The sequence below is a fragment of the Vibrio limimangrovi genome (assembly GCF_054064025.1).
Genome location: NZ_JBSUGF010000017.1, coordinates 1 through 19068 on the forward strand (window position 1 = coordinate 1; position 19068 = coordinate 19068).

General features: G+C 45.7%; 15 protein-coding genes, 2 tRNA genes, 2 rRNA genes and 2 pseudogenes. 15 read left to right on the forward strand and 6 right to left on the reverse strand.

Translation table 11 applies throughout. The features are described from left to right. The 7 genes from ACWYU8_RS19575 to ACWYU8_RS19605 all read left to right on the forward strand — a co-directional run. A 23S ribosomal RNA gene (locus ACWYU8_RS19575) occupies positions 1 to 129 on the forward strand; the annotation flags it as partial. Between the two features lie 106 nt (positions 130 to 235). Continuing rightward, positions 236 to 352, forward strand: a 5S ribosomal RNA gene (gene rrf / locus ACWYU8_RS19580). Positions 353 to 394: 42 nt separating this feature from the next. Beyond that, a tRNA-Asp gene (locus tag ACWYU8_RS19585) sits at positions 395 to 471 on the forward strand. A gap of 35 nt (positions 472 to 506) precedes the next feature. Next, positions 507 to 583 (forward strand) — tRNA-Trp (locus ACWYU8_RS19590). A 277-nt stretch (positions 584 to 860) separates the two neighbouring features. Then, positions 861 to 1193 carry a DUF1904 domain-containing protein gene (locus ACWYU8_RS19595; protein WP_457521434.1) on the forward strand — a complete coding sequence of 111 codons (333 nt, stop codon included), beginning with the start codon at positions 861 to 863 and terminating at the stop codon, positions 1191 to 1193. Positions 1194 to 1205: 12 nt separating this feature from the next. Beyond that, on the forward strand, positions 1206 to 2042 hold the full coding sequence (mepA, locus tag ACWYU8_RS19600; RefSeq protein WP_457521435.1) for a penicillin-insensitive murein endopeptidase: 837 nt from the start codon (positions 1206 to 1208) through the stop codon (positions 2040 to 2042). 318 nt (positions 2043 to 2360) lie between these two features. Continuing rightward, positions 2361 to 2669: a hypothetical protein gene (locus tag ACWYU8_RS19605; RefSeq protein WP_457521436.1), complete on the forward strand. Its 309-nt coding sequence runs from the start codon at positions 2361 to 2363 to the stop codon at positions 2667 to 2669. Between the two features lie 41 nt (positions 2670 to 2710). Here the strand turns inward: ACWYU8_RS19605 and ACWYU8_RS19610 are convergent, their stop codons facing one another. From ACWYU8_RS19610 to rdgC, 3 genes are all read right to left on the reverse strand, one after another. Beyond that, a complete protein-coding gene (locus ACWYU8_RS19610; protein ID WP_457521437.1) occupies positions 2711 to 2965 on the reverse strand; it encodes a YfhL family 4Fe-4S dicluster ferredoxin in 255 nt (84 codons plus the stop codon). Positions 2966 to 2967: 2 nt separating this feature from the next. Beyond that, positions 2968 to 4368 carry a prephenate-dependent tRNA uridine(34) hydroxylase TrhP gene (gene trhP, locus ACWYU8_RS19615; RefSeq protein ID WP_457521438.1) on the reverse strand — a complete coding sequence of 467 codons (1401 nt, stop codon included), beginning with the start codon at positions 4366 to 4368 and terminating at the stop codon, positions 2968 to 2970. 165 nt (positions 4369 to 4533) lie between these two features. Further along, entirely contained in the window at positions 4534 to 5448 is a 915-nt protein-coding gene (rdgC, locus tag ACWYU8_RS19620) for a recombination-associated protein RdgC (RefSeq protein ID WP_457521439.1), read from the reverse strand. A 223-nt stretch (positions 5449 to 5671) separates the two neighbouring features. On the opposite strand from rdgC, the gene phoB reads away from it, so the two are divergent. From phoB to ACWYU8_RS19635, 3 genes are read left to right on the forward strand one after another with little or no spacing between them, the layout of a single operon-like run. Then, positions 5672 to 6361, forward strand: a complete 690-nt coding sequence (gene phoB, locus ACWYU8_RS19625; protein WP_005460184.1) for a phosphate regulon transcriptional regulator PhoB — start codon at positions 5672 to 5674, stop codon at positions 6359 to 6361. Between the two features lie 40 nt (positions 6362 to 6401). Then, positions 6402 to 7700: a phosphate regulon sensor histidine kinase PhoR gene (gene phoR / locus ACWYU8_RS19630; RefSeq protein WP_457521440.1), complete on the forward strand. Its 1299-nt coding sequence runs from the start codon at positions 6402 to 6404 to the stop codon at positions 7698 to 7700. Further along, positions 7700 to 8668 carry a PstS family phosphate ABC transporter substrate-binding protein gene (locus ACWYU8_RS19635; protein ID WP_457521441.1) on the forward strand — a complete coding sequence of 323 codons (969 nt, stop codon included), beginning with the start codon at positions 7700 to 7702 and terminating at the stop codon, positions 8666 to 8668. The genes phoR and ACWYU8_RS19635 overlap by 1 nt, the downstream gene beginning before the upstream one ends. A gap of 47 nt (positions 8669 to 8715) precedes the next feature. Here the strand turns inward: ACWYU8_RS19635 and ppx are convergent, their stop codons facing one another. Together ppx and ppk1 are read right to left on the reverse strand one after the other, a co-directional pair. Next, on the reverse strand, positions 8716 to 10221 hold the full coding sequence (ppx, locus tag ACWYU8_RS19640) for an exopolyphosphatase (protein ID WP_457521442.1): 1506 nt from the start codon (positions 10219 to 10221) through the stop codon (positions 8716 to 8718). After that, positions 10205 to 12295 (reverse strand): polyphosphate kinase 1, encoded by a 2091-nt coding sequence (gene ppk1, locus ACWYU8_RS19645; protein WP_457521443.1) that lies wholly within the window; start codon positions 12293 to 12295, stop codon positions 10205 to 10207. Before ppk1 ends, ppx begins: the two co-directional genes overlap by 17 nt. 209 nt (positions 12296 to 12504) lie before the next feature. Between ppk1 and ACWYU8_RS19650 the strand changes: the two genes are divergently transcribed. The 5 genes and pseudogenes from ACWYU8_RS19650 to phoU all read left to right on the forward strand — a co-directional run bounded on the left by ACWYU8_RS19650 (position 12505) and on the right by phoU (position 17968). Further along, complete coding sequence (locus ACWYU8_RS19650) at positions 12505 to 14709, forward strand: ABC transporter permease subunit (protein WP_457521444.1); 2205 nt, start codon at positions 12505 to 12507, stop codon at positions 14707 to 14709. Positions 14710 to 14739: 30 nt separating this feature from the next. Continuing rightward, positions 14740 to 15184: pseudogene (locus ACWYU8_RS19655) on the forward strand (phosphate ABC transporter permease PstA); the annotation flags it as partial. A gap of 260 nt (positions 15185 to 15444) precedes the next feature. Next, positions 15445 to 16413 (forward strand): annotated as a pseudogene (pstA, locus tag ACWYU8_RS19660) (phosphate ABC transporter permease PstA); the annotation flags it as partial. A gap of 2 nt (positions 16414 to 16415) precedes the next feature. Continuing rightward, positions 16416 to 17234, forward strand: coding sequence for a phosphate ABC transporter ATP-binding protein PstB (pstB, locus tag ACWYU8_RS19665; protein WP_457521445.1), 819 nt, complete (start codon positions 16416 to 16418; stop codon positions 17232 to 17234). Positions 17235 to 17269: 35 nt separating this feature from the next. Then, entirely contained in the window at positions 17270 to 17968 is a 699-nt protein-coding gene (phoU, locus tag ACWYU8_RS19670) for a phosphate signaling complex protein PhoU (protein ID WP_457521446.1), read from the forward strand. Positions 17969 to 18253: 285 nt separating this feature from the next. Here the strand turns inward: phoU and ppk2 are convergent, their stop codons facing one another. Next, positions 18254 to 19030: a polyphosphate kinase 2 gene (gene ppk2 / locus ACWYU8_RS19675; RefSeq protein ID WP_457521447.1), complete on the reverse strand. Its 777-nt coding sequence runs from the start codon at positions 19028 to 19030 to the stop codon at positions 18254 to 18256. Between the last annotated feature and the right edge of the window lie 38 nt (positions 19031 to 19068).

Below are 19068 nucleotides of genomic sequence, written 5' to 3' on the forward strand. Positions count from 1 at the left end.
AGATGAGTTCTCCCTGATACTTAAAGTATCCTAAAGGGTTGTCGTAGACTACGACGTTGATAGGCAGGGTGTGTAAGTGCTGTGAGGCATTGAGCTAACCTGTACTAATTGCCCGTGAGGCTTAACCATACAACACCCAAGGGGTTTTGATGGACTCAAAGCAAGAACAGAATTGAATGTGTAGAGAACACAACAGCTTTCCGAATTTTCTCTAGAAATAGAGAGTAAGAATTTGCTTGGCGACCATAGCATTTTGGACCCACCTGACTTCCATTCCGAACTCAGAAGTGAAACGAAATAGCGCCGATGGTAGTGTGGGGTTTCCCCATGTGAGAGTAGGACATCGCCAGGCTTTAATTTTGGACGTTCGCTTTAAAGCGGATGATACCACTGCGGAGTGGTAGTTCAGTTGGTTAGAATACCGGCCTGTCACGCCGGGGGTCGCGGGTTCGAGTCCCGTCCACTCCGCCACTTATTCGAGAGTCGTCTCATTAAACACGAACTTCAGGGGTGTAGCTCCAATTGGCAGAGCAGCGGATTCCAAATCCGCGTGTTGGGAGTTCGAATCTCTCCACCCCTGCCATTATTAAGAGCCTCAGTCGAAAGACTGGGGCTTTTTTTACGTTTGTAGGTTACGGGTTGTAGAATCGTTCCAATTGGCAGAGCAGCGGATTCCGCCAATACCAAAAGATCAGCGCGTGTTGGGAGTTTGTGGAAGCAAGTCCCATCGAATCTTTCCCCCTGACATATCTAGAGCCTCAAAAGTCTGGGGCTTTTTGGCGTTTGTATATACGATGAGTGATATGAAATAGACTTCCTGCTATGATCACGGCTTAAGTCTAATAATTGGAACATAAATTATGCCGCATTTTCGATTTCGTGCTGTTGAGCCTCAAGCGGTTCAAACACTATCAAAACCTCTCACTGATGCACTTCAACCTTTGATGAATAGCCCTCGTGAAGACTTCACTTTTGAGTACATCTACACCACGTTTTTTAGTGAAGGAGAAGTCAGTGCTGCTTATCCGTTTGTGGAAGTGCTTTGGTTTGACAGAGGACAAGAAGTGCAAGATAAAGTCGCTAAAATCGTCACTCAGCAAGTTCGTGGTATCGTAGGTGAAGATATCGCTGTCGCAGTAATATTTACCGCACTCTCCCCGCAGGCCTACTATGATAATGGTGAGCACTATTAAGGAGTGATGATTATGAAGCTGAGTGTTTTGTTCTGTTCTAGTCTTTTATTCTCGGCTTCTATTTTTGCTACACCGTGGGAGAAGATCTCGACTCCCACGCACAACTCTTCTTCCTCTATTGGCAGTTATGCTAATGGCTGTTTGGATGGCGCCTCTCCGTTACCTCTTGAAGGCAAGGGATATCAAGTTCTGCGCAGTAGATCGAATCGCTTTTATGGTCACCCTAGCACTATCTCGTTTATAAAACAGCTCGCATTCAAGGCCAATCAAGAATTAGATACCACTTTGCTTATCGGTGATTTGTCTTTGCCTCGTGGTGGGCGCTTTTCGTCAGGTCACTCTAGTCATCAAACTGGCTTAGACATTGATATATGGCTGCGATTAGCTGACCAGCCACTTTCGTACAATGAATTGCAACTTCCCAAACCAATGAGTGTGGTCGATCTAAAGGGTTACTCAATATTAGACAAGCGATGGGATGACCGACACTTTGAACTTATTCGTTATGCAGCGCAGAGTGAAGGGGTAGCTCGTATTTTTGTTCATCCTGTCATTAAGGAGCAACTGTGTTCACAGGAGGATGGTAAAGATCGTAAATGGCTACGTAAAGTCCGCCCATGGTGGGGACATCACTATCACTTTCATGTCAGATTAGCTTGTCCTAGCACAAGTCTTAACTGTGTTGACCAGAATCCGCCTCCACCAGGAGATGGTTGTGGTTCTGAGCTGGCGAGTTGGAAGCCTAAGGCTGTTGTATCATCCAATCCTTCTTCAGGAAAAGTAGTTGAGACGCCAAAACGCGAGTACGTCATTCCATCTAAATGTCAGCCACTTATTGTTACTAATTAACTGGTTGTGATCGCTCTCATCTCGGCTTTCGAATCTCTGTTATGAAACTGGAGAAACAGCATAGTTTTGTCTACAGTGAATAATACCAATATAAAAATTAACCTAATTAGTTTGGGTGACATGCTTTAAGAATCTAAATAAACAAAGGGTTACGTATTTCTAGGTGATAGTAACGGTTTTTTAAGTTCTTTTGTCGCGCTACTTTGATATCTGCTCAATATGTTTGTGGCTTGGTACAACAAAATAGCAATGCAGACAAAGGTATTGAATTGGGTTGAGTGGTGTTACCTATCAATAGAGTTAATTAAGGATAAAACCATGACTATGATTTGTGCAAAAGAGTTTGCTGCGTGGTTAAGACACAGGTTTAGCAGTGAGACCAAAGGGGTCTTCTTAACTCGAGAAGATCTGAATCATCTGACAGGGCGTCAACGTCTTGATCCGGGGTTCGTTAATGATGTGCATTACGAGTTGATGCAATATGGGATGGCGTTCGTTACTGATACGAGTCGGGAGAACTTTTATTTAGTACCAGTTTCTCAAGCTGAAAACTGGCGGGATCGACTCGAATATCATTTTGAGAAAGAGTTATTTTGCAACATCTATCCCATCGAAAAATCGGGATGAAAAAAAGGTTCAACTTTGTCCGCAAAGTTGAACCTCATTATTTATGCTAACCCTTGGATGATCACAAACTTCTCTAGCAATTGCGCTTCCGTTTCAACGTGATTCGGGTCAGTGATAATGCATTTCGTGATAGGACAAACTGATTGGCAGGTCGGCTTATCATAATGGCCTTTACACTCTGTACATAAATTAGGGTCGATTTCGAAAATACTTTCCCCCATGCTGATCGCACCATTTGGGCACTCCGGATCACACATGTCGCAGTTAATGCATTTATCGGTAATGAGTAACGCCATGATTACTTACCAGTTGGGTTACGGGTATCCTGACCAGAATTTAGGTTGCGCATTAACAGACCAAATTCTAGATCCATGTCTTCTGGAACTGGAATAAATACAAAGTGGCCGTTACCTTTTGCGTCTTCGATTGATTGTGATTTACGGTTTTCCATCGCCTCAAGCGTGAAAACAACGTTTCCTTTTGGCGTCATTAGTTCAAGACTATCACCTACAAGGAACTTGTTCTTCACTTCTACTTCAGCCATGTCGCCGCGGCGTTTGCCAGTGAATTCTCCGACAAACTGCTGTGCGTCAGACACTGAGTAACCGTAGTCGTAGTTTTGGTATGCGTCATGGGTATGACGGCGTAGGAAACCTTCTGTGTAACCACGGTGAGCCAGGCTTTCCAGCGTGCCCATTAGGTTTTCATCAAATGGTTTGCCTGCTACTGCATCGTCAATCGCTTTACGATAAACCTGAGCAGTACGAGCACAGTAGTAGAACGACTTAGTGCGGCCTTCGATTTTTAGTGAGTGAACACCCATCTTAGTCAAACGCTCTACGTGTTGTACCGCACGCAGGTCTTTTGAGTTCATGATGTAAGTGCCGTGCTCGTCTTCGTAAGCTGCCATTTTTTCTTCTGGACGGTGAGCTTCAGACAGTAGAACAACTTCATCAGTTGGTTTGCCACGACCAATTGTGGTTTCAGGACGTTCGTCTTGAACTTCGACTGGTTGAGCCTCTGATGGGTCAAATTTCTCAACGATATCGCCTGTGTCGTTTTCTTTGCCTTGTTCAACTTTGTATTCCCAACGACATGCGTTCGTACATGTGCCTTGGTTCGGATCACGTTTGTTGATGTAGCCAGACAGTAGGCAGCGACCTGAGTAAGCCATACATAGCGCGCCGTGAACGAATACTTCTAGTTCAGTTTCAGGACAGTGCTCCCGAATTTCTTCGATTTCTTCCAGAGAAAGCTCGCGAGACACAATAACACGTTCAACGCCGTTTACAGCCCAGAACTTAACAGTTGCCCAGTTTACCGCATTAGCTTGTACAGAAAGGTGAATTGGCATTTCTGGGAAAGCTTCACGAACCATCATGATTAGACCAGGATCAGACATGATAAGCGCGTCAGGACCCATTTCTACGACGGGTTTAAGATCGCGAATAAAGGTTTTTAGCTTCGAGTTGTGTGGCTGAATGTTACATACCACGTAAAGCTTTTTGCCTAAGGCATGCGCTTCATCGATACCGATTTGTAGGTTCTCGTGGTTAAACTCGTTGTTACGTACACGAAGGCTGTAGCGAGGCTGGCCAGCGTATACCGCATCAGCGCCGTAGGCGAATGCGTAACGCATGTTTTTAAGGCTGCCCGCAGGAGACAGTAGCTCGGGTACGAATGCTTTCTCAGTTGTCATTGCTCAATTCTCTTATATCTGATCACAAGTCAGGCCAATTCCACCTTATGGAAATGGGGCGCAAATTTTACGTCAAAATGTGAACTGTGACTAGGGGAATTGTGCTTTTGGTGAACAAACGCCCCATAAAAAGTAGGGGCGTAGCTAGCGGAAAGTAGGGTTATTTTAGGCGTTTGGGTTTGGTAGCCCGCCTAATGCGTCATATAGGCTTGGTAGGAACGCACTAAATTCACCGCACATAAGTGAAAAGTCGGCATCGAATCGCGCGGCTTGATCTTCACGTGGGATATCGTCATTTTGGTCTTTCAGTTCATCTGAGAACTTCAAACGTTTAATGCCTGAATCCTCTGCCATGATGAACTCGATTCGATCTTGCCAGTTAAGTGCAAGTTTAGTTACAACTTTGTCTGCAGCGATATGATTGCGGATTTCGTCAGTGGTCAATTCTTGCTTCTTACAACGAATCACCCCACCTTCTTCCAGAACGGATTTCAGTTCTGCTTCATCCATCATCGTAATGCCTTGTGGCGTGTCACCAGTTTTCACCCATTCAGTCAACGTTGTTTCAATTGCAACTTCTGGAATAGCTGGAACGACCGGCAAACTCCCCATGGTTTTACGCAGCAGTGCGAGAACATCTTCTGCTTTCTTGTAGCTGCTCGCATCCACAAGGATAAAACCTTCTTTAGGCATAATTAAAACATAGGTATGGCTGCTGCGGCTGAATGCGCGAGGCAGCAAATCCATTACGATGTCATCTTTTAGGTTGTCTTTTTCTTTTTTCTTAAGCGGACGGCCTTCCTGTGCTTCCATCGCTTCTACTTTGGTATTCAAAGAGTCTTTAATTACTGACGCAGGAAGCATTTTTTCTTCTTTCTTGGCGCAAATCAGAATGCGGTTTTCTGATACGTGAGTCATCATGTCGCCATGTCTGCCCATTGCACTGACCCAGCCAAATTTCTGCTTATCCTGGCTGCCACAAGGGGTGAATCGAAACTCGGCGAGTTGAGTTTCTAGTTGTTCTGCGTTGAAGTTAACCTCTCGGTTAACGCGGTATACTAGACAGTTTTTAAACCACATAAATCTTCTCTAGGCTTGATGACAAGGGACTAATCATAGGGAATTTTATTGCTGATGTCCTAATAGAAATGAAAAATATCAGGATGAATCTCAAAAGAAAGTTATATGAAAATTTGTTTGCAAAGGTCACAAAAGTGTCATAATTGGTAGTGATAATGCTTATGCATAGAGGGGCGCTTTGTCCTTAAATTTATTAGTTCAACAAACATAAGGTTATTCAAGTATGTCTAGAAGGATTCTGGTTGTTGAAGACGAAGCTCCGATTCGTGAAATGCTCTGCTTCGTACTTGAACAGAAAGGTTATCAAGCGGTGGAAGCGGAAGATTACGACACTGCTGTAACCAAACTGGCTGAACCCTTCCCTGATTTAGTTTTACTGGATTGGATGTTACCTGGCGGTAGTGGTATCAACTTCATTAAGCACATGAAACGTGAAGAGTTAACGCGCAATATCCCCGTTGTGATGCTTACAGCTCGTGGAGAAGAAGAAGATAAAGTTCGTGGCTTAGAAGTCGGCGCGGATGACTACATCACCAAACCTTTCTCACCTAAAGAGCTGGTTGCTCGTTTGAAAGCGGTCATTCGCCGCGTGACACCAACTGCGCTTGAAGATGTCATTGACGTCCAAGGTTTGAAGCTTGATCCCGTCTCTCACCGCGTTACAGCAAATGATGAAGCAGTCGATATGGGACCAACTGAGTTCAAGATGCTGCACTTCTTCATGACTCATCAGGAGCGTGTTTACAGTCGCGAACAGCTGTTAAACAATGTATGGGGCACCAACGTGTATGTTGAAGATCGTACGGTTGACGTTCATATCCGTCGTCTGCGTAAGGCATTAGAGGCCGCCGGTCACGATAAGCTGATTCAAACCGTGCGTGGCGCTGGTTACCGCTTTTCAACTAAGGCATAAATTCACACGCAGTTTATCGTTACCATTTCTGGAGTAATGAGTGGTTGAAAGATTAACGTGGAAAAAGCTGGCCTGGGAGCTGGCTTTTTTTTACACCCCTTGGGTGATCGTAGGTTGGATATTCGGTTATATGCCGTGGTTGCTATTAGCAGCGACGGCATTGCAGCTTGTGTGGCATTTACATAATCAAGTGAGATTGTCGTCTTGGTTATGGGACGAAAAGCGACTAACTCCACCTTCAGGAAGTGGTAATTGGGAGTCACTGTTTAATGGTTTGTACCGCTTGCAACAACGTCAACGTCGTAAGCGCAAAGAGCTGACCAATTTAATCCGACGCTTTAGAAATGGTGCGGAATCGTTGCCCGATGCGGTGGTGGTATTCCGCGCTGAAGGCAATATTGTCTGGTGTAACAAGTTAGCTCAGCATCTTTTAGGCTTCCACTGGCCAGAAGATTCGGGTCAGCCAATCTCAAATCTCATTCGTACGCCAGACTTTATTAAGTATCTCAACAAACAAGACTTTTCAGAGCCGTTAGAAATGCATTCTCCACTCAATGTTGAGCGAATGCTGGAACTGCGTATCGTACCTTATACCGAGGGCGAGCACCTGATGGTTGTACGTGATGTAAGCCAGTTAAAACAACTTGAAGGCATGCGTCGCAATTTCTTCGCTAACGTTTCTCATGAGTTACGTACCCCAATGACGGTTCTGCAAGGCTATCTGGAGATGACAGAAGATCCGGATATGATCGTAGGTCCTATGTGGTCTAAGGCGCATGGTGTTATGACCGAGCAACTTAATCGTATGAACAGCTTAGTGAATCAGCTATTGACGCTATCTAAGATTGAAGCAGCTCCGATGCATGAACTGGAAGATGTCGTGAACGTTCCGGCAATGCTTGAGGTATTGGAAAAAGAAGCGATCAGTTTGAGTGGCGATGACGAGCACAAGCTCAAGTTCGAAGTCGATAAAAGTTTGCGCGTATTTGGTGATGACGATCAGCTGCGTAGTGCAATATCTAACTTAGTGTATAACGCGGTGAAATATACCCCGCCAGGTGCCAATATTAATGTGCGTTGGTACCAGACTGCTCAAGGTGCGTGCCTTGAGGTAGAAGACAGTGGTGATGGTATTGAGCCTCAACACTTACATCGTTTGACAGAACGCTTCTACCGCGTCGATAAAGCGCGTTCCAGAGATACTGGGGGAAGTGGCCTAGGTTTAGCGATCGTTAAACACGCGCTTAGCCACCATGATTCTCATTTAGAAATTCAAAGTGAAGTTGGAGTAGGGAGTAAGTTTTCTTTTGTACTTCCTAACCGTTTGGTGGCGAAGTAATGGTATCTCGAGTGAGTAAGTTTTTAGGCCCAGTAGCTTTAATTGCTTTAGCGTGTACAGGTGCAGCTTCGGCAATGGATAAGCCGCTGCCTGATTACCACAAAACAACGGGTATCGTCGGTAATCTGCTCTCCGTTGGCTCAGATACATTAGCTGGCATGACGACTTTATGGGTTGAAGAGTTTCAAACCATTTATCCGAACATTAATGCTCAGGTGCAGGCCTCAGGATCATCAACTGCGCCTCCTGCGTTAACTGAGCAAACGGCACAGTTTGGACCTATGAGCCGTTCGATGCGTCTCAGAGAGATTGAAGCGTTTGAAAGTGAGCATGGGTACAAGCCGACGGCATTACGTGTTGCGATCGACGCTATTGGTGTCTTTGTTCATCAGGATAACCCAATTCCGGGGCTCAACTTTAACCAGCTAGACGCGATGTTTTCAGCTACGCTGCGCTGTGGTGAAAGTCAGTTCATTACTAACTGGCAACAGCTGGGCGTAAAGTCTGAATGGGCCAAGCGAAACGTTCAGCTATTTGGTCGTAACTCGGTGTCAGGAACATATGGCTATTTCAAGAAGAATGCTCTATGTGGTGGTGACTTCAAGACTCGCGTAAATGAGCAGCCGGGCTCCGCCTCAGTGGTTCAGTCTGTGGCGTCGACGATAAGTGGTGTCGGTTATTCAGGGGTTGGATATCGGGTGGCGGGGGTTCGGCTGATTCCTATTGCAAAATCTGGCGCGAACTACATCAGCCCAACGCAAGACAATATTCGTTCAGGTAAGTACCCGCTATCGCGTTATCTTTATGTGTATGTGAACAAGCATCCCGATTATCCGCTCACACCGATAGAGGCAGAGTTTATTCGGTTTATTTTTTCTGCTCAGGGACAAGCTTTAGTTGAAAAAGATGGTTATGTTCCTATTACGGCTGACTTCGCAGCTAAAGAGCTAAAAAAAGTCGGCTTATGAGCCGACTTTTTGAGTTTTTGGTACTACTTTTTGAGACGCACACTTTGTTAAAAAGTGAGTGTCCACTTCGCACTTTCCCAACGTGACTGCTCTTCCTGTAAATCCGCATTCAACAACTTGTTGTTTTCCAGCCAAGTTTCATCTGTACACGTGAGCGACCACTCTTCATCTTTGATGGTGAGTGTAAGCTCAGGCAAAGGATCGTCGTTGCGTTGCCCATTTAGGACAATCGAGAGTCGTAAGATTTTAATAAGACTCACTATATCGTTCTGTTTGTACAGGTTAAATTCTGGTAATTCATTGAGCTTCAGAGCCTTACGCTGAAAACGCGCCAGCGTAGCCAGAACTAACTGTTGCTCGCGGTTGAAACCTTGCAGTGTTGAGTGCAGAAGAATGTAGAACGAATGGCGATGAAAACTGCGTAAGTTAATACTCAGTCCAACTTCATGCAGGAGTGCCGCCCATTCTAATAAGTCGAAAAGATCGCTTTTCTTCTTAATACCTAACTCGGAATGAACTTGTTCTAACATATCTCTGGCATGGCCTTTAACACGTGCAGCGTGTTCAAGGTCTACACGATGTTTCTGCGCCAGATTTTCCGTAGTGCGCATACGTATATCGGAGCGGGCAAAACGCTCTTCCATTTCATACAACAAACCTTCTCTCAGAGCGCCGTCGGAGAAAAACATCTGTTCAATTTTCAGTGCCTGGAAAATAGCACTCAGAATCGCAACACCTGCTGCAAAAACGGGCTTGCGCTCATCCGTTAATCCAGTGAGCTGGATGTCGTCTATAGAGTCAAACTCACACAAGGCCTCGATTAGCTTACTGAGTCTTTTTTCGGTAATCAGACCATCTTCAAAACCGAGCCCAATGAGCACTTCTTGAATAGCTTTAATCGTGCCCGATGAGCCAAGAGCAATGTCCCAGCCCTTTTTGCGATATTTGCTGGCGATGGACTCTAGTTTCTGTTCCGCTGCCAGCATCGCTTTAGCGAAGTTTTTGCTGGAGAGCTTGCCATTTTTGAAGAACTGCTCGGTGAAACTTACACAACCCATCTGCTTACTGTTCAGGAGTTCTGGTTCGAACTCCTGGCCAATAATCATCTCGGTACTACCACCGCCGATATCAATAACGAGCTTTGAGTTTGACTCAACCTGTGTATGTGCGACACCTAAATAGATCAGACGAGCCTCTTCCTCTCCCGGGATGATTTCGATCGGGAACGGCATCACCTCTCTGGCGCGGTTAATAAACAGGTGCGCATTTTTAGCTCGCCTTAGTGTGTGCGTAGCTGCAATGCGGACGTTGGATTCGTCGAACCCTTGCAGACGTTCGGCAAACATAGCCAGGCATTCAAGAGCACGCTCCATGGCTGCATGGCTGATATTCATTTCACTGTCGAGGCCAGAAGCCATGCGAACTCTTTGTTTGTGACGGCTAATTAGCTGTAGATCGCTACCAACAACCATCGCCACGACCATGTGGAAACTGTTGGAGCCGAGGTCGATCGCTGCTATGTAGCGTTCATCTTGTTCAAGTATCTGAGACATCTGGTTTTTGTCTTCTGGTTTGCTTTTCTATATTTTTAAGATAGTCGTAGATAGCAATTTGTGAGCGAACTTTTTTCCGGTTACCTCGCGGAACGTAACTGTTGCTCATCTCTTTATCTATCAATCGTGCCTTTACTGTATCGGTAAAGTGGATGTTAGTTATATCGATAATTCTCTGTTTCAAACGAGGATCACGAATTGGTGTCGCGACCTCGATGCGATGATCGATGTTACGAGTCATCCAGTCCGCAGAGGAGATAAACACCTGAGGGTCGCCATCATTGTGAGTAATGATAACCCTTGGGTGCTCTAAGAAGCGGTCTACGATGCTAATAATACGGATATTTTCGCTGACGCCAACAATACCCGGAACCAGAGAACACATGCCACGAATGATCATATTTACTTTCACACCGGCAGTACTTGCCGCGTAAAGTCGGGTCACAATCCCTTTATCGACGAGGTTGTTCACCTTGATAGTCATACTGGCTTTTTTACCTGCTTTCGCGTTAGCAATTTCGCCATCAATGAGACGGTAAATTTGCGAACGTGAATTACGCGGCGACACCATCAGGTGATTGAACTTCACTGGACGGTATGGGTTCTCAATGTAGCCGAAGACATTCCGTACTTCATTGGTGAGCTCCTGATCGGCGGTAAGCAGGGCAAAGTCGGTGTAAATTCGAGCCGTCTTCTCATGGAAATTACCGGTACCGATATGAGCATAACGGACAATCTCTTCGCCTTCTAGTCGACTGATGAGCAGTAATTTAGAGTGAATTTTCAAACCTGGTGCACCAAAAATGACGTGTACACCGGCTTCTGTCAGTACTTTGGACCATTCAATGTTGGCTTCTTCATCAAAGCGAGCTTGTAGTTCGACCACTACCGTGACGTTTTTACCATTGTGAACAGCATCGATTAGAGAGTTCATTAAACGTGAGTCTTTCGCAACACGATAAATATTGATTTTTATACCAAGTACTTTGGGGTCAAAGGAAGCCTGACGAACCAGTTCACTGATGTGATCAAAAGTATGATAAGGGTAGTAAAGCAGAATATCTTTGGCTTTGATGGCATCAAAGCTGTTTGCGTAACCTTCAAAGTCAGCACATTTCAGCGATGGCATCGGCTTGTTTTCTAGGTAGTCTCGTCCCACGTTCGGGAAGGAGATGAAGTCCTTGAAGTTTTGGTAACGTCCACCCGGAATAAGGTTGTCGTAGCTGGAAATCTTCAGCTTGTTGCAGAGAATGTCGAGCATCGCTTTTGGCATTTCTCGTTCATAGACAAAGCGAACCGGCATTGCTGTCAGGCGCTGACTCACCCCTTCGGACATCTGCTCCAGCAAACTGTATTCGATTTCGTTGCGTAAATCGTATTCAGAATCCCGAGTCATTTTCATCGCATAGCCAGCTAGCTCATCATAGTCAAAGAAGCCTTTAAACAGCTCATCTAGACAGTAGCGAATAATGTTATCGAGCAAAATGATGGTCTTGCGACGTTTGCCTTTTTGTTCTGGTACCATCACAAAGCGAGGCAGATGATCGGTTGGAATTTCGATCAACGCATACTTAGAATGTTCATCTTTACGCAGCTCAACAGCAAGGTAAGCGTATTCGTCTTTGAGGAACTGAAGAACGTCAATTTCGTCCTTCATCATCAACGGCGTGATATGTGGCATGACTTCATTACGGAAGTACTTGGTGATCCACCTTTGTTGTGCCTCATCCAATTGCTGCTCATTCACCAAGAAAATGCGACGGCGAGCCATTTCTCGTATTAACTCACTGTATAGCTCGTCGAACTGTTCGTTAAGCTTGTGGGCTTTAGCTTGCATCCGTGACAATAAGCGCTTGGAGCTGTCACTACCGCCTCGCTCCTGGTTGATCAGAATCCTGCGCTTTACGTCTGCAAAGCGTACTTTATAGAATTCATCCAGGTTGTTGGAAAATATCCCGAGGAATCGGATACGCTCGATCAGAGGGACAGTTTTGTCGGCAGCTTCTTGCAATACGCGTTCATTGAAGGACAACCAGCTAAGCTCTTTTTCTATATATAATTTTTCAGTGCTCATTATCTTACCTAGCCAAAAGGTGAAAGTTGCATATTCATCAAGGAAAATATAGTTGAGTGAGAACATTATGAGATTTTTGTTACAGTTTTATTTCAGTACGCCTGCCGGAGCCAGAGTTGTTTTCTTTTCAGGTGGTTAATGCGTTCTGTAATATAATTGTCATCTTAAAGACATATTCTGATACTTAGTAAAAAAAGGTAGAGAGATAAATGGCACAAGCCGAGTTTTCATTGCAGGAAAAAGATAAGAAGCGGCTGATGAAAGATCGTTTGGTCAGGCTTGCAGTGACTTCTGGTGGTGTCAGCGTGCTCGCTGCACTGATTTTGATTTTTGTGTACTTAGCCATGGTGATCTTTCCTCTGTTTTCGGATGCGAAAATAGAGACGAATCATTCAACCAGAAGTGCGGAAGTGGGGCTGCCATTAGCGATATCCGTTGACGATTACGCTCAACTTGCTTTTGTTCTGACCAAAACGGGTCAAGTACAGTTCTTGTCCATGAATGAGCCGGACAAATCTGCGTTATATACCCAGCAGATCGTGTCTGATCCCATGTCTTTTTCCCAAGCGGCTCCCGGGCGTGATTGGTACGCCGTAGTCGATGGTCAGGGGAAGGCACATATTTTTACGCCTGAGTTTAATGCCACTTTAAGAGAAAATACCCGGCCGCCGGAAATCATCACTCTTAATACCGACATGAACTTACAGTTGACCGATGCGTCTGATCCCGTTGTTCAGTTTGCTTTCACTGCCTCATCTAAAGCACCAACGATTGTTTGGCAGACGCGCAGCGGTGGAGTGAAAGCCCGTTGGCAAGTGTCATCTCTTGCAGGCGGCGAACCAGATACAATCGATTTTACGTTTTCTGCAGGGTTTCATTCTCCGGAACAGATGTTGCTGACACCCGATGGGGAGACCCTCTATCTACGTGATGGTCCAGAGCTAATCGTTTTACAGAAAGAGACGTTTTCGTTTGTAGTACGTGAGGTGGTTGACCTGACACAAGGTAATAGTCATCATTCGGTGCGAACCATGGATTTGCTATCGGGAGCTTATTCTCTGCTGGTTACACATAATGACGGCAGTGTGTCTCAATGGTTCGATACGCTACAACGAGAAAAACGAACGCTGACCCATATCCGAGATTTTAAGTTGGCTTCCGAGCTTAAATACCTATTACCTGATTCTCATCGCAAAGGATTCTACAGTTTCTACACTAACGGGACGGTGCAAAGCCACTACACCACCAGTGAAAAGCTAGCCCTGTTTAAGCGCGCCTATAAGCAGGCACCTGCTATTGCAGCGATGTCGAGTAACGAGCGCTATTTAATTACCTGGCAAGAGGGCAATCTCAGTGTCGCTGTAGTTGATAACCCACACCCGGAAGTTTCTCTGTCCTCTTTGTGGCAAGAAGTCTGGTATGAAGGCTATCCAGAACCAGAGTTTGTCTGGCAATCCACTTCAGCAAGTGATGATTTTGAAGCTAAATTTAGCTTAGTACCCATCGCGTTTGGCACCATTAAAGCTGCGATGTTCGCCATGCTATTCTCGGTACCACTTGCGGTACTGGGGGCGATTTATACGGCGTATTTTATGTCGCCTCGGATGAGAAGAGTCGTCAAGCCGTCGATCGAACTGATGGAAGCACTGCCAACGGTGATCATCGGTTTCCTTGCCGGGCTTTGGTTTGCACCTATCGTTGAGGATCATTTGACCACCGTAGTAGTGATGTTATTTGTTTTTCCGTTAAGCACGATGTTGATAGGTGGCTTATGGGCTTTGCTTCCACGTTCATTACGCAACAGATTACCAAATGGTTGGCATGCACTCGTACTGATGCCAGTGTTATTGTTGCTCATCGGCGTGGGGATCTGGATTTCACCAACAATTGAGCAGGCCTTTTTCACGGGTGATATTCGATTGTTCCTTACTGAACATGGCATTGGTTTTGACCAACGTAACGCGCTAGTCGTGGGGCTCGCGATGGGCTTTGCCGTTATTCCAACCATTTTTACTATTGCGGAAGACGCCATTTTCTCGGTTCCGAAGCACCTGTCAGATGGCTCTTTAGCTCTTGGTGCGACGCCATGGCAGACGCTGATTTATGTGGTTCTCCTGACGGCAAGTCCGGGCATATTTTCAGCCATAATGATGGGCTTGGGGCGCGCTGTGGGTGAAACCATGATCGTGTTAATGGCGACGGGGAATACGCCTATCATGGACTGGAATATATTAGAAGGTATGCGAACTCTGTCGGCAACTATTGCAGTCGAGCTACCAGAATCAGAAGTGGGCAGTACGCATTTCCGATTATTGTTTCTTGCTGCATTAATTTTGTTTATGTTCACTTTTGCGGTGAATGCGCTTGCAGAATTTGTCCGCCAAAGACTGAGAGATAAATACCGTGCGTTGTAATCATAGTTTGAACAAAGATCGGGTAGTCGCGTGTTAAATTGGATTCGTTCCGGCGCACCTTGGATATGGCTAACGGGGGGAGCAGTAAGTATCAGTCTGCTTTCCGTGCTCGGCTTATTATTGCTGATTGGTTGGAAAGGTTTAACGTTTTTCTGGCCAGCGCCATTGTATCAATGGAATGTGACGGCATTGACACCAGTACAGGGCGAAATACTGCAGGAAAATAGCAAGCTGATTGGTCAGGTTTACGAGCGAAGCTTTGTACCGAAAAGCTATTTACCGGAAAGTGCAGCAGAGAAACTGGCTGACGATGAGGATTTTGCAACTCGCTTAAGTATCAAAATCGCTAACCGTGAACTTTATCCGGCGGATTTTATCTCTGTATTACAAATGCAGTTGGATGAGCCTACTACACCCGAAGAGTTAGCGGTCATAGAGCGCAGCAGTGGTGGGTACTTTTTTGGCAAAATGCTCGCCTTCCAGGATGGGGATAAGCGCTACTATGGCGATGTTCGGAGCATATTAGATAAGAAGTTAGATAACGCCCAAATATTGCGTCACGAAATCAAGGTGCTGGTGGATAGCCAACTGCAGGATCTTGGCTGGAAGTTAGAACAGCTAAGATTAGATAAGCGTAAACACGAGCTAAACAACACCATTACCGATGCATTTTTAGCGGATAATCAGAAGCGCAGGGAGCACATAGAGCAAGAACTGGCGAAGGTGAACTTGCAGCTGGATGGCCTTCGTTTGCAGTTGTCAGGTTATGCTTTGATTGTCGAAGATATGACTGGTACTCAGGTGTCGATTCCACTCGAAGACATTTTGGATTACTGGTATCCAAACCAAATGTCACTACCGGGTAAAGTGGTGCATTGGGGTAAGCAGGTCTGGAAGTTTCTTTCTGAAGATCCCCGTGAATCAAATTCGGAAGGCGGTGTGTTTCCTGCGATTTTTGGCACGGTATTTCTTGTGATCATTATGTCGATCATCGTGATGCCACTGGGTGTCGTTGCCGCGATTTATCTTCACGAATACGCCAAGAACAACGCATTAACCCGATTGATCAGAATTGCGGTGATTAACCTGGCAGGTGTTCCTTCGATTGTGTACGGTGTTTTTGGTTTAGGCTTTTTTGTTTACACCATCGGTGCGTCGATAGATAACGTGTTTTACAGCGAGAAGCTACCCGCACCGACTTTTGGTACTCCGGGATTGCTATGGTCCGCATTGACCCTTGCCGTGTTGACGCTACCAGTTGTAATAGTGACAACAGAAGAAGGTTTAACTCGTATTCCGAGCTCCGTCCGTCACGGTTCGTTGGCGCTTGGGGCAACTCAATTTGAAACGCTGTGGCGTGTGGTTTTACCGATGGCGACTCCAGCCATTATTACTGGATTAATACTTGCGATTGCACGCGCCGCCGGGGAAGTTGCACCGCTTATGCTGGTGGGTGTAGTAAAGATGGCCTCAAGTTTACCTGTCGATGGACAATTCCCTTATGTGCATTTGGACAGGAAGTTTATGCACTTAGGCTTTCATATTTATGATGTCGGGTTCCAGACTTCCAATATTGAAGCTGCGCGTCCATTGGTGTACGCGACCTCGTTCCTACTCATTACTGTGATTGTCGGGCTAAACTTAACAGCAATCAGTATCCGTAATAATTTACGCGAAAAATACAGAACCTTAGGACAAGATTAAGTATGTTTAATTTTGATAATACATTGGGTTATGTGCCGCCACTGGATGTACATAATCTGACGGATGAACAAACGGCAATCTCAATTGAGAACCTTAATCTTTTCTACGGACAAACTCAGGCACTGCACGATATTTCGATGCGAATCCCGAAAGGTCGGGTCACCGCGTTTATCGGGCCTTCGGGGTGCGGTAAGTCGACTTTGCTGCGCTGCATTAATCGTATGAATGATTTGGTGGAAGGCTGTAGGGTCACCGGTGAAGTGTGTCTACATGGCAAGAATGTTTACCATCCTAATGTCGATGTAGCGACACTCAGACGCCGAGTAGGTATGGTATTTCAACGCCCGAACCCATTCCCCAAATCGATTTATGAAAACGTGGTGTATGGTTTGCGTTTACAGGGTGTGAAAAACAGCCGGGCCTTAGATGATGCGGTTGAACGTTCACTGCGATCAGCGGCGTTATGGGATGAGGTTAAAGACCGCTTGCATGAGAATGCATTTGGGTTATCAGGTGGTCAGCAACAGCGTCTGGTCATCGCTCGTGCGGTGGCGATTGAACCGGAAGTGCTTTTGCTTGATGAACCCACATCAGCTCTGGATCCAATCTCCACTTTGACTATTGAGGAGCTTATCAATGACCTCAAAACTCAATATACTGTGGTTATCGTTACCCACAACATGCAGCAAGCGGCGCGCGTAAGTGATCACACTGCATTTATTCATATGGGTAAGTTGATTGAATATTCGGATGCAGACACGATATTTACCTCGCCGATGAAAACACAAACGGAAGATTACATCACAGGGCGTTACGGCTAACACTGGATGCCTCAACACTAAATAGAAGGAACATCATGCACTTTGGACGTCATATTTCAGGACAATTTAATGTAGAGCTAGAATCGATTCGTACTCATGTTTTAACCATGGGTGGTTTGGTTGAACAGCAACTGTCGTATGCTATTCAGGCCTTGCACAAGGAAGATATCGAGCTTGCACGTAAGGTTGTGCGTGATGACCACAAAGTGAATGCGATGGAAGTGTCGATTGATGATGCCTGCACTCGTATTATTGCCAAGCGTCAACCTACGGCGAAAGATTTGCGTTTGATTATGGCGATCATTAAAACCATTACTGATCTCGAACGTATCGGCGATGTGGCAACGCGTATAGCCTATGTCGCTATCGAAAGCCCTGCATCAAAAGAGCGTCAGTTTCAGGTTTCCCTGGAACCTTTGTGCCGTCAGGCTATTCAGATGTTGCATCAGGTGCTTGATGCTTTCGCCCGCATGGATGTTGAGGCCGCCGCCGCCGTTCATAAGCAGGACGATAAGCTGGATGCCGAGTACGAAGCGGTGATTCGTCAGTTAATGACCTACATGATGGAAGACCCGAAAAATATTCCTCATATCTTACAAGTGATGTGGTCCGCACGAGCTATCGAGCGAGTAGGTGACCGCTGCCAAAACATCTGTGAATACATTATCTACTTCGTGAAAGGCAAGGACGTTCGTCATCTGGGTGACCAGAGCATCGATGATGTGCTGAAGTAAAGACACCGAATGGCAAACAAAAAGGCCAGTTTATACCAGCAAATGCCGTTCGTTTAGCGGCGAACGGCATGTTTAAGCACCCCGTCATCCTGAACAGCGACGAAGGAGCGTGATTCAGGATCTAATTACCGAGCACTTTATGACTAAAGGTATTTCGTTAAGTGCTCAGCGCGCTTCTATTAGATTCCTAGTCTCGCTAGAGCTCGCTGGAATGACGCAGATAAAATCGTTAAGCGACAGGCACTAAGCTTATTAAGGCTGCTCTTTTTTGTTGAGAGATCTGGGCTAATACTTATCCGGCACAAAGGTCTGATCATCGATAGGGGCTCTGACATAACCTTCTTTGTGCAGATCAGGAAGTTCTACGGGTGGATATTCAAGTGCCTTGTAATCAATTTGACTCAAAAGATGGCTGATGCAGTTTAGGCGAGCTTTCTTTTTGGAATCGGATGGAACAACCCACCAAGGACAGTTTTTGGTGTCGGTATAGGCAAACATCTTATCTTTCGCTTCCGAGTATTCAGCCCAGCGATGACGAGATTCCAAATCCATCGGACTGAACTTCCAGCGTTTTATCGGCGTGTTAATGCGGCCTAAAAAGCGCTTCTCCTGCTCTTCATCGGAGACAGAGAACCAATATTTAATTAAGATGACGCCGGAACGTTGCAGCATACGTTCAAATTCAGGGCAAGAACGCAGGAACTCCTCATATTCATCCGGGGTACAGAAGTTCATCACCTTCTCAACACCTGCTCGGTTATACCAGCTTCGGTCGAACAAGACGATTTCACCAGCGGATGGTAAATGCGCAACGTAGCGTTGAAAATACCACTGCGTCTTCTCTTTCTCTGTTGGCGCTGGCAGAGCGACGACGCGGCATACACGCGGGTTAAGCTTCTCGGTAATGCGCTTAATAACCCCACCTTTTCCGGCAGCATCACGGCCTTCGAATAGCACAACTACTTTTAAGCCTTTGTGTTTAACCCACTCTTGCAGCTTAACCAATTCTACTTGTAGCTTTTTGAGCTCAGATTCGTATTCCTTTTTCTTCAGTTTCGACATGCTTAATTCCTCATTCCCTGATAATCAATATGTTAGCA